This window comes from Deinococcus indicus (assembly GCF_002198095.1).
GTDB lineage: Bacteria > Deinococcota > Deinococci > Deinococcales > Deinococcaceae > Deinococcus > Deinococcus caeni.
On record NZ_NHMK01000009.1, the window covers coordinates 1 to 15,958 of the forward strand.

Consider the following 15,958-nt stretch of genomic DNA (forward strand, 5'->3'; position numbering starts at 1 on the left):
GGTGGTTTTCTTCGTGTCGCGCAGACCGATGATTTCCACTTCGTCCTGGACCTTCACGACGCCACGCTCCACGCGGCCGGTCGCCACGGTGCCACGACCGGTGATCGTGAACACGTCTTCGACGGGCATCAGGAAGGTCTTGTCGGTGGCGCGCTCGGGGGTGGGGATGTAGCTGTCGACGGCGTCCAGCAGTTCCCAGATGCGGTCAACCCACTTGTCTTCGCCGCGGGCGGTCTTGGGGTTGGCCTGGAGGGCTTCGAGGGCCTGCAGGGCGCTGCCCTTGACGACGGGGAGGTCGTCGCCGGGGAACTCGTACTTGCTGAGGAGTTCGCGGACTTCCATTTCGACGAGCTCGAGGAGTTCTTCGTCGTCGACCATGTCGACTTTGTTCATGAAGACGACGATGTAGGGCACGCCGACCTGACGGGCGAGGAGGATGTGCTCGCGGGTCTGGGGCATGGGGCCGTCAGCGCTGGACACGACGAGGATGGCGCCGTCCATCTGGGCGGCTCCGGTGATCATGTTCTTGACGTAGTCGGCGTGGCCGGGGCAGTCAACGTGGCTGTAGTGGCGGGTGGGGGTGTTGTACTCGACGTGGGCGGTGTTGATGGTGATACCGCGGGCTTTTTCCTCGGGGGCCTTGTCGATCTGGTCGTAGGCCAGTTTTTCGATGGTGGGGTCCGAGGCGGCGGCGGTGAAGGTGATGGCCGCGGTGAGGGTGGTCTTGCCGTGGTCGACGTGACCGATGGTGCCCACGTTCACGTGGGGTTTGGTGCGTTCAAACGTTCCTTTAGCCATGTGTGTGTCCTCCTGGAGTGGAACTGCCCGCAGTGCAGGCAAGCCTTGACAGTGTACAAGTCCGCCGCGGAAACGCAAAGTGCCTTCGGGAAGGCTGGCCTCAGGGTTCTCACGCCGGATCAGGGGAAGAGGGTGGGTAAGAGAAGACGCGACCCGCAGGGTGCAGGTCGCGCCGGTTGTTGGAGCTTCTGATCGGGTTCGAACCGATGACCTCTCCCTTACCAAGGGAGTGCTCTGCCACTGAGCTACAGAAGCGCTGGGAAAAGCGGGAAACGAGACTTGAACTCGCGACATTCAGCTTGGGAAGCTGACGCTCTACCAACTGAGCTATTCCCGCGTGATCGTGGTGGGCAGGGGCGGATTCGAACCGCCGTACACGTACGTGAACAGATTTACAGTCTGTCGCCTTTAACCACTCGGCCACCTACCCGGATTGTCATACCCACTGTCTCGAATCTAGCACGCTCGGGCCTATGGAAGTCCTTTGCGCTTGGAGCCACCCAGGAGAATCGAACTCCCAACCTTCCGATTACAAGTCGGGTGCTCTACCAGTTGAGCTAGGGTGGCACCGTCCCTGTTCGAATGCTGGAACAATGTCCGGCCTCTGAGTGCGGTCGCTGCGGCGCTTTTCGGCGCGTTCACTTCCGGCTGTGAATAGTAGCAGTCACCCCCGAAGGTGTCAATCATTCCCGTGAGGCGCCCCGCCCCCCTCCGGCCCCTGCACCCTGCCACGCACCGTCCGGACGGCTCTGGGACGCCCTCCGGGGCCTGCGCGCGCCGGGCCGGCGTTGCGCCGCCTACCCCACGTTCCCGCGCCCTTGAGCAAACCCTGAACGAGGCGGTGGTATGCGCCATGTGGCGCATTTCTCCCTGAGTCAGCGGGCGTATGCTGACCCGCGCACGGGACCGCGCAGCCGCCCCGCCCGGCCCTGGCAGGCCAGAGCGGCTGAGGCCCCCTGAAAGACCACCTGCCCCTCCCCGCCCGTCCTCACCCGCCTGTTCCCACGAGGTTCCCCTTGGACAGTTTCCGCACCCTGATCCCGTACCTGCGGCTGCACCAGCGCCAGTACGTGATCGGCCTGATCGCCGTCGTGATCGCCAACTCGTTCAGCCTGCTGCCGTACTACTTCATCCGCCTGACCATCGACGGCCTGACCGGGCAGGTGGACACCGACCCCGCCACGACCGGCATCACGCTCGGCACCGCCGGCCTGTACGCGCTGGGCATCGTGGGCGCCGCCCTGACCTCCGGGGCGTTCATGCTGCTGATGCGCCGCATGATCGTGATCGCCTCCCGCCAGACCGAGTACGAGATCCGCCGCGACCTGTTCGCGCACCTGCAGGGCCTGGACAAGCCCTACTACGACCGCGCCCGCACCGGCGACCTGATGAACCGCCTGACCGGCGACCTGAGCGCCGTGCGCGAGATGCTGGGCTTCGGCGCGTGGCAGATCGTGAACATCGTGTCGGGCTTCGTCACGGCCTTCGCGGTGATGTTCAGCCTCAGCTGGCAGCTCACGCTGATCGTCCTGGCGATCGTGCCGGTCATCGTGGGCGTCCTGACGTACCTGGCGCGGCAGATCAACGTCCGCCACCGGCTGGCGCAGGAGCAGAACTCGCTGATCGCCGCCAAGGCCCAGGAGAACTTCAGCGGCGCGCGTGTCGTGAAGGGCTACGCCATCGAGAACCGCGAGATCGACGACTACCGCGCCATGAACCTGGAGTTGCTGCGCCGCAACATCGCCCTGACCAAGGTGGACGGCCCGCTGCGGTCCTTCATGAGCCTGCTGCTGGGCCTCGCCTTCGGCGTGATCCTGCTGGTGGGCGGACGCCTGATCCTGGCGCCGGACAGCACCTTCACAGTCGGGATGTTCGTGCAGTTCGTCGGGACCCTGGAACGCCTGACCTTCCCGATGCTGATGGTCGGCTGGATCACCGGCGTCACGCAGCGCGGCCTGGCCTCCTGGCTGCGCCTGAAGGAGATCTTCGACTCGCAGGCCCTCGTGCGTGACGAACCGGGCCGCACCGACCCCACGCTGCGCACCATGACCGGCGACGTCACCTTCGAGAATGTCAGCCTGCGCTACGGCGACAGGACCGTCCTGAACGGCGTGAACCTGCACGTCCCCGCCGGCACCTTCCTGGGCGTCACCGGCCCCACCGGCAGCGGCAAGACCGTGCTGGCGCAACTGCTGACCCGCTCGATGGACCCCACCGCCGGGCGCGTTCTGGTGGACGGCCAGGACGTGCGGGTCCTGCCGCTGCGCACCCTGCGCGACGCGATCAGCGTGGTCCCGCAGGAACCGTTCCTGTTCAGCGACACCATCGCCAACAACATCGGCTTCGGCCTGGACAACCGCGACCTGCCGCCCGTCCCGACCGGCGTGAGCGTGGTCGGCGCGCCCCCACCCGACGACATTCCCCAGCAGCCCGACCCCGCCCGCGTGCGCGAGGCCGCCCGCCTCGCCGGCCTGACCGAGGACGTGGACGGCTTCCCGCAGGGCTTCGACACCAGCCTCGGCGAGCGCGGCGTGACCCTCAGCGGCGGGCAGCGGCAACGCACCGCCATCGCCCGCGCCATCGTCCGCGAACCCCGCATCCTGATCCTCGACGACTCGCTGAGCGCCGTGGACACCGAGACCGAGCGCCGCATCCTGGACGGCCTGCGCGAGATCAGCCGGGGCCGCACGGTCATCCTGATCGCGCACCGCGTCAGCACCCTGCGCCACGCCGACCAGATCGTCGTGCTGGAGGAAGGCCGCGTGACCGAACAGGGCAGCCACGACGAACTGCTGGAACGCGGCGGCCACTACGCGCAACTGGAGCGCCTGCAACGCCTCGCCAGTGACCTCGACGCCGACGACGAGGCTCCCCTCGACCCCGAGGCGGCCGCCGACCGGCTGGAAACCGCCCCCACCCCCGAACAGGTGACCCGATGACCCGCCCCGACGCCACCGACGCCTTCCAGAAAGGCTTCGACACCCAGCTGACCCGCCGCATCCTGCACTACGTCCGCCCGTACCTGCCGCTGGTGATCGGCGGGGTGCTGCTGGCCCTGCTGATCTCGCTGGCCGCGCCAGTCTTCGCGCTGATCCAGCGGCACGCCATCGACACCTACCTGTCCCCGCTGGCGCTCGGCACGGCCCCCGACCGGGACGTGCTGCGGCGCGGCCTGACCGGCGCGGCCCTGCTGTACATGGGCCTGAAGGTCGTGGAATTCGCCCTGCAGTACGCCTTCACGCTCGCCATCGGCTACCTGGGCCAGAACGTGCTGCGCGACATCCGCGCCGACGTGTTCGGCAAGTTGCAGCGCCTGCCGCTGGCGTACTTCGACCAGAACCCGGTCGGCCGCCTGATCACCCGCGTCACCAGCGACGTGGACGCCATCAACCAGTTCATCACGGGCGGCCTGGTCAGCCTGATCCAGAGCAGCTTCATCATCGTCGTGTACGTGGTCATCATGCTCAGCGTGAACTGGCAGCTGGCGCTGATCTCGTTCACGGTGCTGCCCGTCCTGTTCCTGGCGACCAACTACTTCCGCGCCCGCCTGCGCGACGCCTTCCGCGAAACCCGCACGCAGCAGGCCACCGTGAACAGCAAACTGAACGAGAACATCACGGGCATGCTGACCGTGCAACTGTTCGGCCGCGAACGCCGCAGCGCCCTGGACTTCAACCTGAGTAACCGCGCCCTGCTGAGCGCCAACGAGAACTCCGTGAAGTGGTTCTCGCTGTTCATGCCGGTCGTCGCGGTCCTGGGGCAGGTGGCCGTCGCGCTGATCCTGTACTTCGCCGCCCGGCAGATCCTCGGCGTGGACGCCAGCGGCGCCCTGGCCGGCGCGATCACGGTCGGCACGCTGTTCGCGTTCGTGCAGCTCTCGCAGCAGCTGTTCCAGCCCATCCAGGACCTCGCGGACGTGTTCAACAACCTCCAGGCGGCCATGGCCAGCAGCGAACGCATCTTCGGCGTGCTCGACACCGACGAGAGCGTCAAGGACAGACCCGACGCCCGGACCCTCACGAACTTCGAGGGCAGCGTCGAATTCCGCAAGGTGTGGTTCGCGTACGACCAGACCGTCACCGCCGACACCCCCGACACCGACGACCGTTGGATCCTGCGCGGCATCGACCTCGACATCCGCCCCGGCGAGAGCGTCGCCCTGGTCGGCGCGACCGGCGCCGGCAAGACCAGCGTCACCGCGCTCGTCAGCCGCTTCTACGACGTGCAGCGCGGCAGCGTGAACGTGGACGGTATCGACGTGAAAGACCTCGCGCAGCACGACCTGCGCCGCCACGTTGGGGTCGTGTTGCAGGACGTGTTCCTGTTCGCCGGGACCATCGAGAGCAACCTCACCCTGAACAACCCCGACATCCCCCACGAACGTGTGATCGAAGCGTGCCGGTACGTGGGCGTCCACGACTACATCCTGAGCCTCGACCGTGGCTACCAGACCGAGGTCCGCGAACGCGGCGCCACCCTGTCCACCGGCCAGAAACAACTGCTGGCCTTCGCCCGCGCCCTCATCCAGAACCCGGACATCCTGCTTGTCCTCGACGAGGCCACCGCCAACGTCGATACCGAAACCGAACTGCGCATCCAGCAGGCCCTGACCCGCGTCATGCAGGGCCGCACCAGCATCATCATCGCCCACCGCCTCAGCACCATCGAACACTGCGACCGAATTGTCGTCATGCGCCGGGGCCGCATCGTCGAACAGGGCAGCCACCACCAGCTGCTCGAAAAGGGCGGGTACTACGCCCGCCTGCACCGCCTCCAGTACGCGCAGGCCGACGCCGCCGACTGAATACAGGGAAGCGGGGCGCGGGAGGGCAGTGTCGATTGCCTCCCGCGCCCCGCTTCCCTTGGCCCTTACCGGTAAGTGATGGCCAGCGTCACCTGCGCCCCCTCGCCCAGCGTGAGGTAATCGCTCAGGCCGTTGCTGCGGGCAGTGCCTCCCACGAACGCCAGACGGACCTGGGTGCGGCCGGTCCTGTTGATGGCCGCCAGACCGGCCGCATTCAGGGGCGCGCTGAGGGTCGTGCCGACCCCTGTGCTGGCCGGCGCGCTGAAGGTGACTGCGCTCGCCGCCGTGACGGCCGCCGCGAAATCATCCGTGCCCAGCGTGCAGGCTGCGCCCAGGCACCCGCCCTTCACGTCCCCGTGCAGCGCCGCCCCGCCCGCCCAGGGGTTCCCGTTCAGGGCGAGACTGTAGCGCACCGTGAGGACCGCGCCCGTCACCGTCGCCTCGTCCGGCAGGCTGGCCGTGTCGAACGACAGCACTCCCTTCCACGGGGCGTCGGCGTTGTCGCCCACGCCGATCCCGCCGGACGCCACCACGTAACCGCCGGTCGTGGCGGACGGCGTGTTCGCCGCCACGTACCCGTCCTGGGAGGCCACGGAACCGAACGACACGGACGTGTCGGGCGCGGCCGTCAGCGTATACGCCGAGGTCTGCGTCGCAGAGACGTTCCCGGCCACGTCCACCGCGGACGCCCGGACCGTGCCGCTGCTGCCCAGGGTGAGGCTGCCTCCGCCTGCCAGCGTGAGCCGCGTGGCGCTGCTGGTCGGGTCGCTGCCGTCCGTCGTGGCGTACACCGTGCCGGGCTCGTTCATGGACAGCGTGACCGTCAGCGGCGCCGCGTAGGTGCCCGGTGCGGGCGACACGCTCAGGACCGGCGCGGTCGTGTCCGGCGTCGTGCCGCCTCCACCCGTGCCGCCCGCACTGAAGAAACGCCACATCTCCGCGCTGGCATCCGGCCCTTTCGGGTCCGTGTACGACCCGGCGGTGCTTCCGCCACTCCAGGCGTGCCCCATGCCCGTCACCGACCACTGCTCGACCACGCCGCCCGCGAAGGACTTCACGCTGTACGCCCGGCCGCCACTGACCGTGCCCGAACGGGTCGTGACCTGCGCCACGCTGCGACTCCCGTTGTCCTGCCCGTCGTCGGCCCAGTCGTTCGTCTGCACCCACTGCGCCGACACCTGATCACCGTTCACGGGGGACACCGTGTAATCGCTGCTGCCGTGAAACACGATGGTCCGCACGGTCCGCCGGAAGCTGCCCATCGCGCCGTACGCGGCCGTCCCCTGCGCGTCCGGGTCCGGGCCGCCACTGCTCATGGCCGTGAACGCCGCCGCAGAACCCGTAGCCGCCCTGAACTCCAGCCCCGACGCCACGCCCACGGCACTGAACACGTCCGGGTACGTGGCCCCCATGATCACGCTCATGGCGGCGCCGGCCGACAGTCCCGCCACGTACACCCGCGCGGGGTCCACGTTGACGCGGCCCCTTACAGCCTCCACGACGGCCCGGATCGCGGCCGGTTCGCCCTGCCCGCGCGCCTGATGCGCCGGCTCGAACCAGTTCCAGCACCGGCTCTGATTGGCGCTGCTGGGCTGCTCGGGGTACACCACCAGGAATCCCTGCGTGTCCGCGAGGTCGTTCATGCGGGTGCCTGCCGCGAAATCGGCTGCCGACTGCGTGCAGCCGTGCAGCATGACCACCAGCGGCCGCGCCGATCCCGTTCCGAGCGGCGGCGTGTACAGCGTGTAGGCGCGGGTCACGCCCGAGCCGGTGGCGCTGCCCGTGGTGGTGGTTCCGGTCGCCTGGGCGCTGTACGCGCCTGACGGCAGGGCGGTCGCCCCAGGAACCGCAGGAGAGGACGAGGGAGCCTGCGCGCAGGCAGCCAGCAGCGGAAGGAACAGCAGGGCGGCGCGGTTCATGACGGACCTCACGTGGGCGCGGCGCACCCTGCGGCCGGAACAGCCAGAGGGCCGGTACGGGTCGCCGGAAGAACGGGTTGAGACTGACCGGCCCATCCTACGGGCCAGCCGTCACTTCCCGGTTACAGCCGGGGCAGGGGACGGGGCAGGCCCGGCGTGAGACACTGCCACGCCTGCCCCGCCGATCCGCTGCGATGACCGTTCGTGCTACAGGTACGCCAGTTCCCAGCCGTCCACGCCGTGATCCAGTCCGGCGCGCAGCAGGGCCAGTCCGTCCGGGGCGGGGTCGCGGCGGTGGGGGAGGGGCGCGGTCAGGGCCTCGAAGTCGTCCAGGGCGTGCTTGGCGGGCGCGTGGCGCACCCCGGTCACCGTGCCGGCCTGCACGTCGTACGCGGCGCCGTACAGGTTGCCCTTGCGGGCGTCCATGGACACCGCCTGCGGTCCGTCGCCGCTCACCAGGGCTTCCAGGGTGCTCACGCCGCGCACGGCCGCGCCCCAGACCCGCGCGAGGCCCAGCGCGTAACTCGCGCCGACCCGCACGCCCGTGTACGAGCCGGGGCCGGTGCCGATGACCACCAGATCGGCCCGCAGCGGCAGGCCCGCCTCCGCGAACAGTTCAGCGAGGGCGCCGGGCAGCTGTTCGGCGTGGGCGCGGCCCACCTCGCGGGACAGGGCGCGTTCGCCGCCGGGCCAGCGCAGGGCCAGCGTCAGCCAGGGCGTGGCGGTATCCAGGGCGAGAATCACGGTGGGGGCGGGCGCGGCGGCGGAACTCATCGCCGGGCATTCTAGGCCCCTCGGGGCGGGCGCTGTCACCCCGGCGGGAACGTCCGCTGGACCCGGTGTAAAGCGGGCGGGTGGTATGCTCGGTCATCATGACGAACATCGCCAAAGGGCTCGAAGGCGTCCTCTTCACGGAGAGCAAACTCACGTTTATCAACGGGACCGAAGGCATCCTGACCCACCTGGGCATTCCGATCCAGGAGTGGGCGGAGAACAGCACCTTCGAGGAACTGTCCCTGGCCCTGCTGAACGGCGCCCTGCCCACCGCCGCGCAGCTCGCCACCTTCGACGCGGACCTGAAAGCCAACCGCGCCATCCCCGACGCGCTCGCGCAGGTCATCCGCGACATGCCGCGCGGCGTCCACCCCATGCAGGCACTGCGCACCGCCGTCTCGTACCTGGGCCTGCTGGACCCCCAGTCCGAGGACACCAGCGCCGAGGCCCGCCGCGCCATCTCGGTGCGCATGATCGCGCAGTTCTCGACCATCATCGCCGCCATCAACCGCGCGCAGGAAGGCCAGGAGATCGTCGCGCCCCGCATGGACCTGACGCACGCCGGGAACTTCCTGTACATGCTGACCGGCAAGGAACCCACCCCCGAGCAGGCCCGCCTGTTCGACATCGCGCTCGTGCTGCACGTCGATCACGGCATGAACGCCAGCACCTTCACCGCCATCGCCACCAGCAGCACCCTGTCTGACATGTACTCCTGCATGACCAGCGCCATCGGCGCCCTGAAAGGCCCGCTGCACGGCGGCGCGAACGAGGCCGTCATGGACATGCTCGACGAGGTCGGCACCCCCGACAAGGCCGAGGCGTACATCAACGCCAAACTGGACTCCAAGTCCAAGATCATGGGCGTCGGGCACCGCGTGTACAAGTACTTCGACCCCCGCTCGCGCGTGCTGCGTGACTACGCCGAAGTGGTCGCCAACAAGGAAGGCAAGAGCAACTACTACCAGATCCTGGAAACCATCGAGAAGGTCGTCGTGGACCGCATCGGCTCCAAGGGCATCTACCCGAACGTGGACTTCTACAGCGGCACCGTGTACAGCGACCTGGGCATCCGCAAAGAGTTCTTCACGCCCATCTTCGCGCTGGCCCGCATCAGCGGCTGGTGCGCCAGCGTGATCGAGTACACCGGCGACAACCGCCTGCTGCGCCCCGACGCCGTGTACACCGGCGCCACCGACGCGCACTACGTGCAACTGCAAGACCGCCAGTAACCGGCAGGGCAGGACTGGCAGGCCGCCCTGGTTGGGTGCGCCTGCCATCTGTCTTTTCACCGCTGCCCGCGCCCCGCCCCCTGTTCAGCCCTGCTCGGGCACCGACCTGTTCAGGCGCTGAGCGGTTCGACCACCCACGCGCCGTAGTGGTTCACAAAGTGCGCGCCCGACTCCCGGAAGGCCTGCGCGACCTGCGGCACCTGCCCCGGCTGTCCGGCCACGTCCACGCTGAGCAGGATCTCACCCCAGCCGAGCGCCTCGGCGTAGCGTTCCACGTGCGCGCGCTCGTCGGTCATGCCCTGCATCAGCCGCAGCAGCCGCGCCCACAGGCCGTGGCGGCGGCCGTCGCAGTCCAGGGCGGCCGCGCCGTCCTCGCCCATCAGCAGCTGCACGGACTGCCCTGCCAGCCCCAGGCTCAGCAGCCGCTGGGTGCAGGCCTGCACGTCCTCCAGGGACCGGAACAGGCCGTACACGCGCCCGCGACTGAGCATCGTCAGGTGCATGGGGGCCGGGCGGGCGGCCCGTCCGGCGGGGGAGGGACGACCAGGGGTGGATCGGGTCATGGGAAACCACCTTCGCGTGCCGGGCACGCCTGCGGGACGGGGCCGAGGGGAAAAGACGGCCTGGAAGCGACCGGACGGACGCCGCACCTGCATGAAGTTGACGCCGCCAGGGTACCCGCCCGCCCGTGGCGGGACCATAGGGGAAGACACACACCGCCGCCCTCCTGACCGGGGGCGGCGGTGCAGGAGCGCGGCGGTGTGGGCGGGCTGGCTGTCAACGCGACAGGCGGGAGCCAATCCGGCGGCGGTGCCGGCCGGTCAGGCGCTCATGCCCCGGCTGCCGTGCAGGGTGCGTTCCACGGACTCCGTGACCTCCGCCTCGAAGCGGCGCAGGTGCTCACGCAGGCGGTCCATCTCGGCCACGCCCAGGTCCGGCATCCACAGGACGCTGCGGCCCAGCACCGCGAAGGTCAGCGGCGCGTCCTCGTCGGCGTCCTCGTCCGGGTCGACCGGGTCGAGGTTCAGCGCGCCGTAGTCCAGACCCTGGTTCATCAGGTTCATGCCCATCAGGATGTCCGGCAGGCTGTCCTCCTCGACGTACAGGTCGAGGTCCAGGTGCAGGCGCACGATCACGCCGCCCTGGTGGTCCGGCTCGGCGAACAGCGCCACGCGCGTCTCGCCGTCCTGAATCAGGGCTCCGTCCTCGACCGCCTCGACAGTCAGGCCGCTCTGTTGCAGCGCCGCCATGATGCGCTGCAGTTCCGACTGGGATGCTGTCATGCGCCGGAGTATAAAGCGCAACCACGCCCGGGACGGTCACGGGGTCCACGGTCCGTGGGGGGAGAGAGGTGATGGTTGAAAGTTGATGGAGGGGAAAGATCTATCAACCTTCAACCATCAACCTGAACCCCTCATACGGACTCCGATTGAATGGGCTGCAAAGCCCGTTCAATCCGAGCGGATGCGAGTGGGAGCCACACGGGTTCCGGACGTGGAGCCGGCAATCCGGTGCGGTTCCGGATTGTCGGCGAAACAAACGGAATCCGTATCAGGCGTGGTACAGCCACACGCCGCGCGGTTCGTTCCAGGTTCGGTACAGCTGCCCCAGCAGGCGCAGGTGCTCCAGGTGCGCCAGCGTTTCGGCCAGCGCGAAGCGGCGCCCCGACACGTTCAGTTCGCGGTTGAACATGACCAGCGACAGTTCGTAGGCGGTGCGGGACTCGCGGGCCGCCTCGGCTTTCATGAAGTCCAGCCGTTCGTGGTGATGGCCACGCAGTTCACGTGCGCGGGCCTGCACGCCCTCCATGACCGGCCCGTGATGCCCGACGACCGCGCGGGCCGGGTTCAGCGCCTCCAGTTTCCCCAGCGTCTGCAGGTAGTCTCCCAGCGGGTCCGGGCGGGTGTACGCGTACAGGCCCACGTTCGGGCTGATGCGCGGCAGGATGGCGTCCCCGGCGATCAGCACGCTCTGCTGTTCGTTCCAGAGGCCCAGGTGGCCGTCCGCGTGACCCGGCAACCACAGCACCTCCCACTCCAGGCCCGAGAGGGTGACGTGCTGCCCTTCACGCAGCGGCTGCACGCGGGTCGCCGGGTGGACCCTCTCGCGGCCCCGGCGGTTGTCGGCGCCCATGTCGTTCAGGGACTCGGCGGGCAGGCCGTGGTCGCGCATGTGTTTGAGGTGGCCGGGCAGCCACTCCTCCCACAGGTGCCAGTAGCGTTCGCCGCGCCCGATCTCGACGTCCAGCATGTGGACGGACGCGCCGCTGCGTTCCTCGACCACGCCCGCCAGTCCGTAGTGGTCCGGGTGGTGGTGCGTGATGATCACGCGGTCCACGTCCGACCAGTGCAGCCCCAGGGCGCCCAGGCCGTCCTCGATGGCCTGCCGCGCCTCGGGCGTGTCGAGCGCCGTGTCGATCATCGTGACCGGCCCGCCCCGGGGACGGTCGATCAGGACCGTCACGTACTTCATGGGGTACGGAATCGGGACCTGCAGGGCGTGCAGGTCGCCCAGAACGTGGGTCAGCAGCGGGGCGGAGGGTTCGGCAGTCATACCCGGCAGCGTAGCGTCTGCCCCGGCGTCCGGACCGTGCGAGGCGCGGATCAGGCGCAACCGCACGGGGAACACGTCGCGCCGCCGGGCGCCGGGGCCACGGGTAGGCTCAGCGGACCTCGCAGCGGTACCCGTCGCCCGTGACGCTGCACACCAGCGCCGTCACGCGGCTGGCGTTCACGCGCACCAGCAGGTTCTGCGCCTTCAGGGTCCGGTCGGCGGGTACCACGTTCACCGGGAACACGCCGGGCCGCGCCGGGAGGTCCAGCGGCGTCTGCCCGACCGCGCGGCCCTCGACGAACACGCTGGCCGGCACGTCGCTGCGGACAGTGAGCGTGCCGGTCACGGGCCGCAGGGTCGCCGCGACCTCGGTGGTGGTGTCCGCCTGAACGCTCACGCGCTGCGTGAACGGCTGGTACCCGCCCAGCGACACGCCCACCGTCACCGACCCTTCCGGCAGGTCCGTCAGCGTGACGGGCGCCGCGCCGACCGGGCGGCCGTTCACGCTGACCTGCGCGCCCGCCGGGGACGCCAATACCCGCAGCGTCCCCAGCGGCTCGACCCGGTAGACGGTCGTGGCGACCGTGTACGCCCCGCGCGGCAGGCGGGCTGCCGCCGCCTCGACGGCGCGCGACACCTCGGTGACGCTGCGCGCCCCGGCCGCGCCGCCCAGGTCCAGGGGTTCCAGGCTGGCGACCGTGAACACCTGCGTGAACCCCCGCGTGCCCGGCAGCGCGGCCGTGACCGGCACGCCCGCCTCCACGCGCACGGTCGGCTGCACCAGCGCGCCGCCCGTCGCGGGCAGGACCACGCTGGTCAGGAACGCCGCCCGGTCGGACTGCACCCGCAGCGCGCCCGGTCCCGGCAGGCGGTACAGGCCCTGCTCGCCCGTCACGGGCCCGGCAGCCGGGGTGGCCGGCGCGGCGCTGACCGACAGTTGCGCGTCCGGCTGCGCCCGCAGCGGCGCGGGCACGCAGCCCACCAGCAATCCGGCCAGGATCAACCCGGCCCACCCCCGTCCACCCGCGCCCCGACCCTTCACACCCTGACCCTTCATGCCCCGAACCGTCATGCCCGCAGCGTAGACCATGCCGGCGCGGCGCGGGGTAAGAGTGTCCGATATGGACTCCGATTGAAGGGGCTGCAAAGGCCCTTCAATCCGAGCGGAGCGAGAAGGAGAGGAACGGGTTCCGGGCGTGGAGTTGGCAACCCGGCGATGTTCCGGGTTGTCAGCGAAACAGACGGAATCCGTCTGACGCGACCTTGAGCGTCTGCCCGAAAGAGAGGCGCGGCCCCCGCCTGAACGGGAGCCGCGCCTCGGATGGATGGGATTACTGCAGGCGCTTCATGATGGCCTGGAGGCTGGCGCTGTCGGCCCAGCTCATGCCCTTCTCGACGTACATGCGGGCGGTGGCGTTGTCGCCACGCTGCAGCGCGAGGAAGGCGAGCTTGGCGGCGCTCAGGGAAGCCCACTGCTTCTCCTGGTCGTTCAGTTCGCCCAGGCGGTTCCAGGCGTTGTACGCGTTGATCCACCACTGGGTCTTGGTGTACAGCTGCGCGAGGTACGCGCCGTAGTCACGGTTGCCGGCTTCCATGCTGGCGGCGTAGTAGGAGTGGTCCACGGCGGCCTTCCACAGCGTGCGGTCGTAGAAGGGCACGGGGTAGGCGACGTCCGCCTGCACGGCGTACTCCTGAGCCTTGGCGAAGTTCTCGCTGGCGCTCATGGCGGCCGGGCCGGTCATCTCCATGTCGGTGGTGGGGGCGGTGTCCTGCGCGGCGGCGAGGCCAGTCAGCGCGAACGCGGTCAGCATGAGAATCTTCTTCATAACAGTTCGCATCTTAGGCCGTACCCTGACAGGCGTCCACACCCCGCCACACGCCATGGCCCTACCGTAAAGGGACTGTAAAGGAGCTTACCTTCAGATGAGGATCACCCACATACTTGCCCTTTCCAGCCTGATGACACTGGCTGGTTTTGCCCAGGTGTCCGCCCAGCAGGCACCCGCCCAGACCGCCCCGAAAGTCGCGGTGTTCAAGGAACTGCGCGTCATCTCCGGCGTGACCGTCAGCCCGAACGGCGACCTGACCTTCGTCGGCTCGGACGCCCGCGTGCGCCGCACCGACGCCACCGGCAGCGAGAAATGGTCGTTCCTGACCGGCGACATAGGCCGCGCCTACCCGGTCGTGACCCCGCAGGGCGTGACGATCACCGCCTCGTACGACGACCACGTGTACGCCCTGGACCCCGCCGGGAAACTGCTGTGGAAGACCAAACTCGACGGTGACATCTTCGCCACGCCCGCCCTGCGCCCCGACGGCAGCGTGATCGTCGCCACGGCCGGCGGCAGCGTCCACGCGCTGGACCCCGCCGGGAAGACCCTGTGGACCTTCAAGGTCGGCGCGCCCGTGTTCAGCAGCCCGGCCGTCGCCGCCGACGGCACCATCTACTTCGGGGCGCAGAACAGCCGCATGCACGCCCTGACCCCCGACGGCCGGCTGAAATGGACCTACGCGGCCGGCTCGCTGGTGTTCAGCAGCCCGGCCATCGGCGCGGACGGCAGCGTGTACTTCGGGTCCAGCGACCGCCGCCTGCACGCCCTGAGCGCCGACGGCAAACCCCGCTGGACGCACCTGACCAACCTGTTCGTGAATGCCAGCCCCATCGTGACCAGCGGCGGCCTGGTTGTGGTCGGCAGCTACGACGGCAACGTGTACGCCGTGAACACCAGCGGTGAGCTCGAATGGACCTACCGGGCCGGGGCGGCCGTCGCCGGAACGGCCGCCGAACTGAGCGACGGCAGCGTGGTCGTCCCGGACCTGTCCGGCACCGTCCACGCCATCGGTAAGGCCGGGCAGGGCCTGTGGCAGATCCGCACCGGTAAGAAGATCGACCTGGGCGTGAGCGTCAGCGACCAGGGCAGCGTGTACTTCGTGACCGACGGCGGCGGCCTGAACATCCTGCAGAAGCAGCGGCCACTGGCCGTGGCGCCCTGGCCCACCTTCCACGCCACGCCCGCCGCGTGGGGCCGCGCGCCCAGCGAGGCCGAACTGCAGGCGCAGGCGCAGGCCCGCCGCGCCGCCGCCACCGCCGTCATCAGCGTCCCGAAACCCACCGCGCCGGTCGCCGTGACGCCCGCCCCGCAGCCGGTCACGCCCAGGCCCACCACCCCGGCCCCCACCACTCCGGCTCCCACCAGCCCGAATCCCTCGAACCCCGCGCCCAGGCCCACGACCCCGGCACCCGTCACGCCGGCACCCGTCACGCCCGCCCCGGTGACGCCGGCTCCCGTCACCCCGGCCCCCGTGACCCCGGCTCCGGTCACGCCGCCCCGCCCCGCGCGGACGCCCGCGCAACTGGCGCAGGACGCCGCCGCCCGCGCCCGCAGCGCCGACGGACAGGTGTTCCTGCCGCTCACCGAGGCCGCCGGCGCACTGGGTCTGAGCGTGCAGAACGTGACGGTCCGCACCGCCACCCTGACGGTCGGCGCAGAACGGGTACCGGTCACGGTCCGCACCTTCGGCCGCGAGGTCTTCGTGCCGCTCGCCGCGCTGGGGGACCTGCCCGGCACCCGCACCCGCCTGACCCCCGGCGCGGTGGTCTTCACGCGCGGCACCCAGGACGTCCGCTTCCCGCTGAGCGTCCCGGCCCTCGTGCCGCTTCAGGGTAAACCCGAGTTCCTGGGCCCCCTCAAGAAATCCTGATACGGACTCCGATTGAATGGGCTGCAAAGCCCGTTCAATCCGAGCGGATGCGAGTGGGAGCCACACGGGTTCCGGACGTGGAGCCGGCAATCCGGTGCGGTTCCGGATTGTTGGCGAAACAAACGGAATCCGTATGAGACGGACCGCCGCCCTGCACCCCGACACACTGGCGTGCG

Annotated in this window: 12 protein-coding genes and 4 tRNA genes; 4 read left to right on the plus strand and 12 right to left on the minus strand. The window is 69.6% G+C overall.

Annotated features, from left to right (window positions below):
* From CBQ26_RS02615 to CBQ26_RS02635, 5 genes are all read right to left on the minus strand, one after another.
* The coding region (locus CBQ26_RS02615) for an elongation factor Tu (protein ID WP_088247056.1) at window positions 1-798 on the minus strand (798 nt) is incomplete at its 3' end.
* Between the two features lie 180 nt (window positions 799-978).
* Window positions 979-1,053, minus strand: a tRNA-Thr gene (locus CBQ26_RS02620).
* Window positions 1,054-1,062: 9 nt separating this feature from the next.
* Window positions 1,063-1,135, minus strand: a tRNA-Gly gene (locus tag CBQ26_RS02625).
* A gap of 7 nt (window positions 1,136-1,142) precedes the next feature.
* Window positions 1,143-1,228, minus strand: a tRNA-Tyr gene (locus tag CBQ26_RS02630).
* Between the two features lie 61 nt (window positions 1,229-1,289).
* Window positions 1,290-1,365: transfer RNA gene (locus tag CBQ26_RS02635), tRNA-Thr, on the minus strand.
* A 449-nt stretch (window positions 1,366-1,814) separates the two neighbouring features.
* Here CBQ26_RS02635 and CBQ26_RS02640 point away from each other — a divergent pair.
* Together CBQ26_RS02640 and CBQ26_RS02645 are read left to right on the plus strand one after the other, a co-directional pair.
* On the plus strand, window positions 1,815-3,737 hold the full coding sequence (locus CBQ26_RS02640) for an ABC transporter ATP-binding protein (RefSeq protein ID WP_088247057.1): 1,923 nt from the start codon (window positions 1,815-1,817) through the stop codon (window positions 3,735-3,737).
* On the plus strand, window positions 3,734-5,602 hold the full coding sequence (locus CBQ26_RS02645) for an ABC transporter ATP-binding protein (protein WP_088247058.1): 1,869 nt from the start codon (window positions 3,734-3,736) through the stop codon (window positions 5,600-5,602). Before CBQ26_RS02640 ends, CBQ26_RS02645 begins: the two co-directional genes overlap by 4 nt.
* 65 nt (window positions 5,603-5,667) lie before the next feature.
* Here the strand turns inward: CBQ26_RS02645 and CBQ26_RS02650 are convergent, their stop codons facing one another.
* Both CBQ26_RS02650 and tsaB read right to left on the minus strand, forming a co-directional pair.
* A complete protein-coding gene (locus CBQ26_RS02650; RefSeq protein WP_088247059.1) occupies window positions 5,668-7,521 on the minus strand; it encodes an extracellular catalytic domain type 1 short-chain-length polyhydroxyalkanoate depolymerase in 1,854 nt (617 codons plus the stop codon).
* A gap of 207 nt (window positions 7,522-7,728) precedes the next feature.
* A complete protein-coding gene (gene tsaB, locus CBQ26_RS02655) occupies window positions 7,729-8,295 on the minus strand; it encodes a tRNA (adenosine(37)-N6)-threonylcarbamoyltransferase complex dimerization subunit type 1 TsaB (RefSeq protein ID WP_088247060.1) in 567 nt (188 codons plus the stop codon).
* A gap of 98 nt (window positions 8,296-8,393) precedes the next feature.
* Between tsaB and CBQ26_RS02660 the strand changes: the two genes are divergently transcribed.
* Complete coding sequence (locus tag CBQ26_RS02660) at window positions 8,394-9,527, plus strand: citrate/2-methylcitrate synthase (RefSeq protein WP_088247061.1); 1,134 nt, start codon at window positions 8,394-8,396, stop codon at window positions 9,525-9,527.
* A gap of 110 nt (window positions 9,528-9,637) precedes the next feature.
* Here the strand turns inward: CBQ26_RS02660 and CBQ26_RS02665 are convergent, their stop codons facing one another.
* The 5 genes from CBQ26_RS02665 to CBQ26_RS02685 form a co-directional block, all read right to left on the minus strand.
* The gene (locus tag CBQ26_RS02665) at window positions 9,638-10,090 is read right to left on the minus strand and encodes a hypothetical protein (protein ID WP_143341956.1); all 453 of its coding nucleotides are present in this window, start codon (window positions 10,088-10,090) and stop codon (window positions 9,638-9,640) included.
* Between the two features lie 258 nt (window positions 10,091-10,348).
* The gene (locus CBQ26_RS02670; RefSeq protein WP_088247063.1) at window positions 10,349-10,810 is read right to left on the minus strand and encodes a hypothetical protein; all 462 of its coding nucleotides are present in this window, start codon (window positions 10,808-10,810) and stop codon (window positions 10,349-10,351) included.
* A 268-nt stretch (window positions 10,811-11,078) separates the two neighbouring features.
* Window positions 11,079-12,080 carry an MBL fold metallo-hydrolase gene (locus CBQ26_RS02675; RefSeq protein ID WP_088247064.1) on the minus strand — a complete coding sequence of 334 codons (1,002 nt, stop codon included), beginning with the start codon at window positions 12,078-12,080 and terminating at the stop codon, window positions 11,079-11,081.
* Window positions 12,081-12,189: 109 nt separating this feature from the next.
* Window positions 12,190-13,152: a PEGA domain-containing protein gene (locus CBQ26_RS02680; protein WP_172417890.1), complete on the minus strand. Its 963-nt coding sequence runs from the start codon at window positions 13,150-13,152 to the stop codon at window positions 12,190-12,192.
* A gap of 259 nt (window positions 13,153-13,411) precedes the next feature.
* The gene (locus CBQ26_RS02685) at window positions 13,412-13,906 is read right to left on the minus strand and encodes a hypothetical protein (RefSeq protein WP_229844407.1); all 495 of its coding nucleotides are present in this window, start codon (window positions 13,904-13,906) and stop codon (window positions 13,412-13,414) included.
* A gap of 133 nt (window positions 13,907-14,039) precedes the next feature.
* Between CBQ26_RS02685 and CBQ26_RS02690 the strand changes: the two genes are divergently transcribed.
* Complete coding sequence (locus CBQ26_RS02690; RefSeq protein WP_088247066.1) at window positions 14,040-15,782, plus strand: outer membrane protein assembly factor BamB family protein; 1,743 nt, start codon at window positions 14,040-14,042, stop codon at window positions 15,780-15,782.
* Window positions 15,783-15,958 lie beyond the last annotated feature (176 nt).

What these genes read in the sequence shown, in the direction of transcription:
- CBQ26_RS02645 (WP_088247058.1), top strand. Translation starts at nt 3,734, where the DNA reads ATGACCCGCCCCGACGCCACCGACGCCTTCCAGAAAGGCTTCGACACC.
- CBQ26_RS02650 (WP_088247059.1), bottom strand. Translation starts at nt 7,521, where the DNA reads ATGAACCGCGCCGCCCTGCTGTTCCTTCCGCTGCTGGCTGCCTGCGCG.
- tsaB (WP_088247060.1), bottom strand. Translation starts at nt 8,295, where the DNA reads ATGAGTTCCGCCGCCGCGCCCGCCCCCACCGTGATTCTCGCCCTGGAT.
- CBQ26_RS02660 (WP_088247061.1), top strand. Translation starts at nt 8,394, where the DNA reads ATGACGAACATCGCCAAAGGGCTCGAAGGCGTCCTCTTCACGGAGAGC.
- CBQ26_RS02665 (WP_143341956.1), bottom strand. Translation starts at nt 10,090, where the DNA reads ATGACCCGATCCACCCCTGGTCGTCCCTCCCCCGCCGGACGGGCCGCC.
- CBQ26_RS02670 (WP_088247063.1), bottom strand. Translation starts at nt 10,810, where the DNA reads ATGACAGCATCCCAGTCGGAACTGCAGCGCATCATGGCGGCGCTGCAA.
- CBQ26_RS02675 (WP_088247064.1), bottom strand. Translation starts at nt 12,080, where the DNA reads ATGACTGCCGAACCCTCCGCCCCGCTGCTGACCCACGTTCTGGGCGAC.
- CBQ26_RS02680 (WP_172417890.1), bottom strand. Translation starts at nt 13,152, where the DNA reads ATGACGGTTCGGGGCATGAAGGGTCAGGGTGTGAAGGGTCGGGGCGCG.
- CBQ26_RS02685 (WP_229844407.1), bottom strand. Translation starts at nt 13,906, where the DNA reads ATGAAGAAGATTCTCATGCTGACCGCGTTCGCGCTGACTGGCCTCGCC.
- CBQ26_RS02690 (WP_088247066.1), top strand. Translation starts at nt 14,040, where the DNA reads ATGACACTGGCTGGTTTTGCCCAGGTGTCCGCCCAGCAGGCACCCGCC.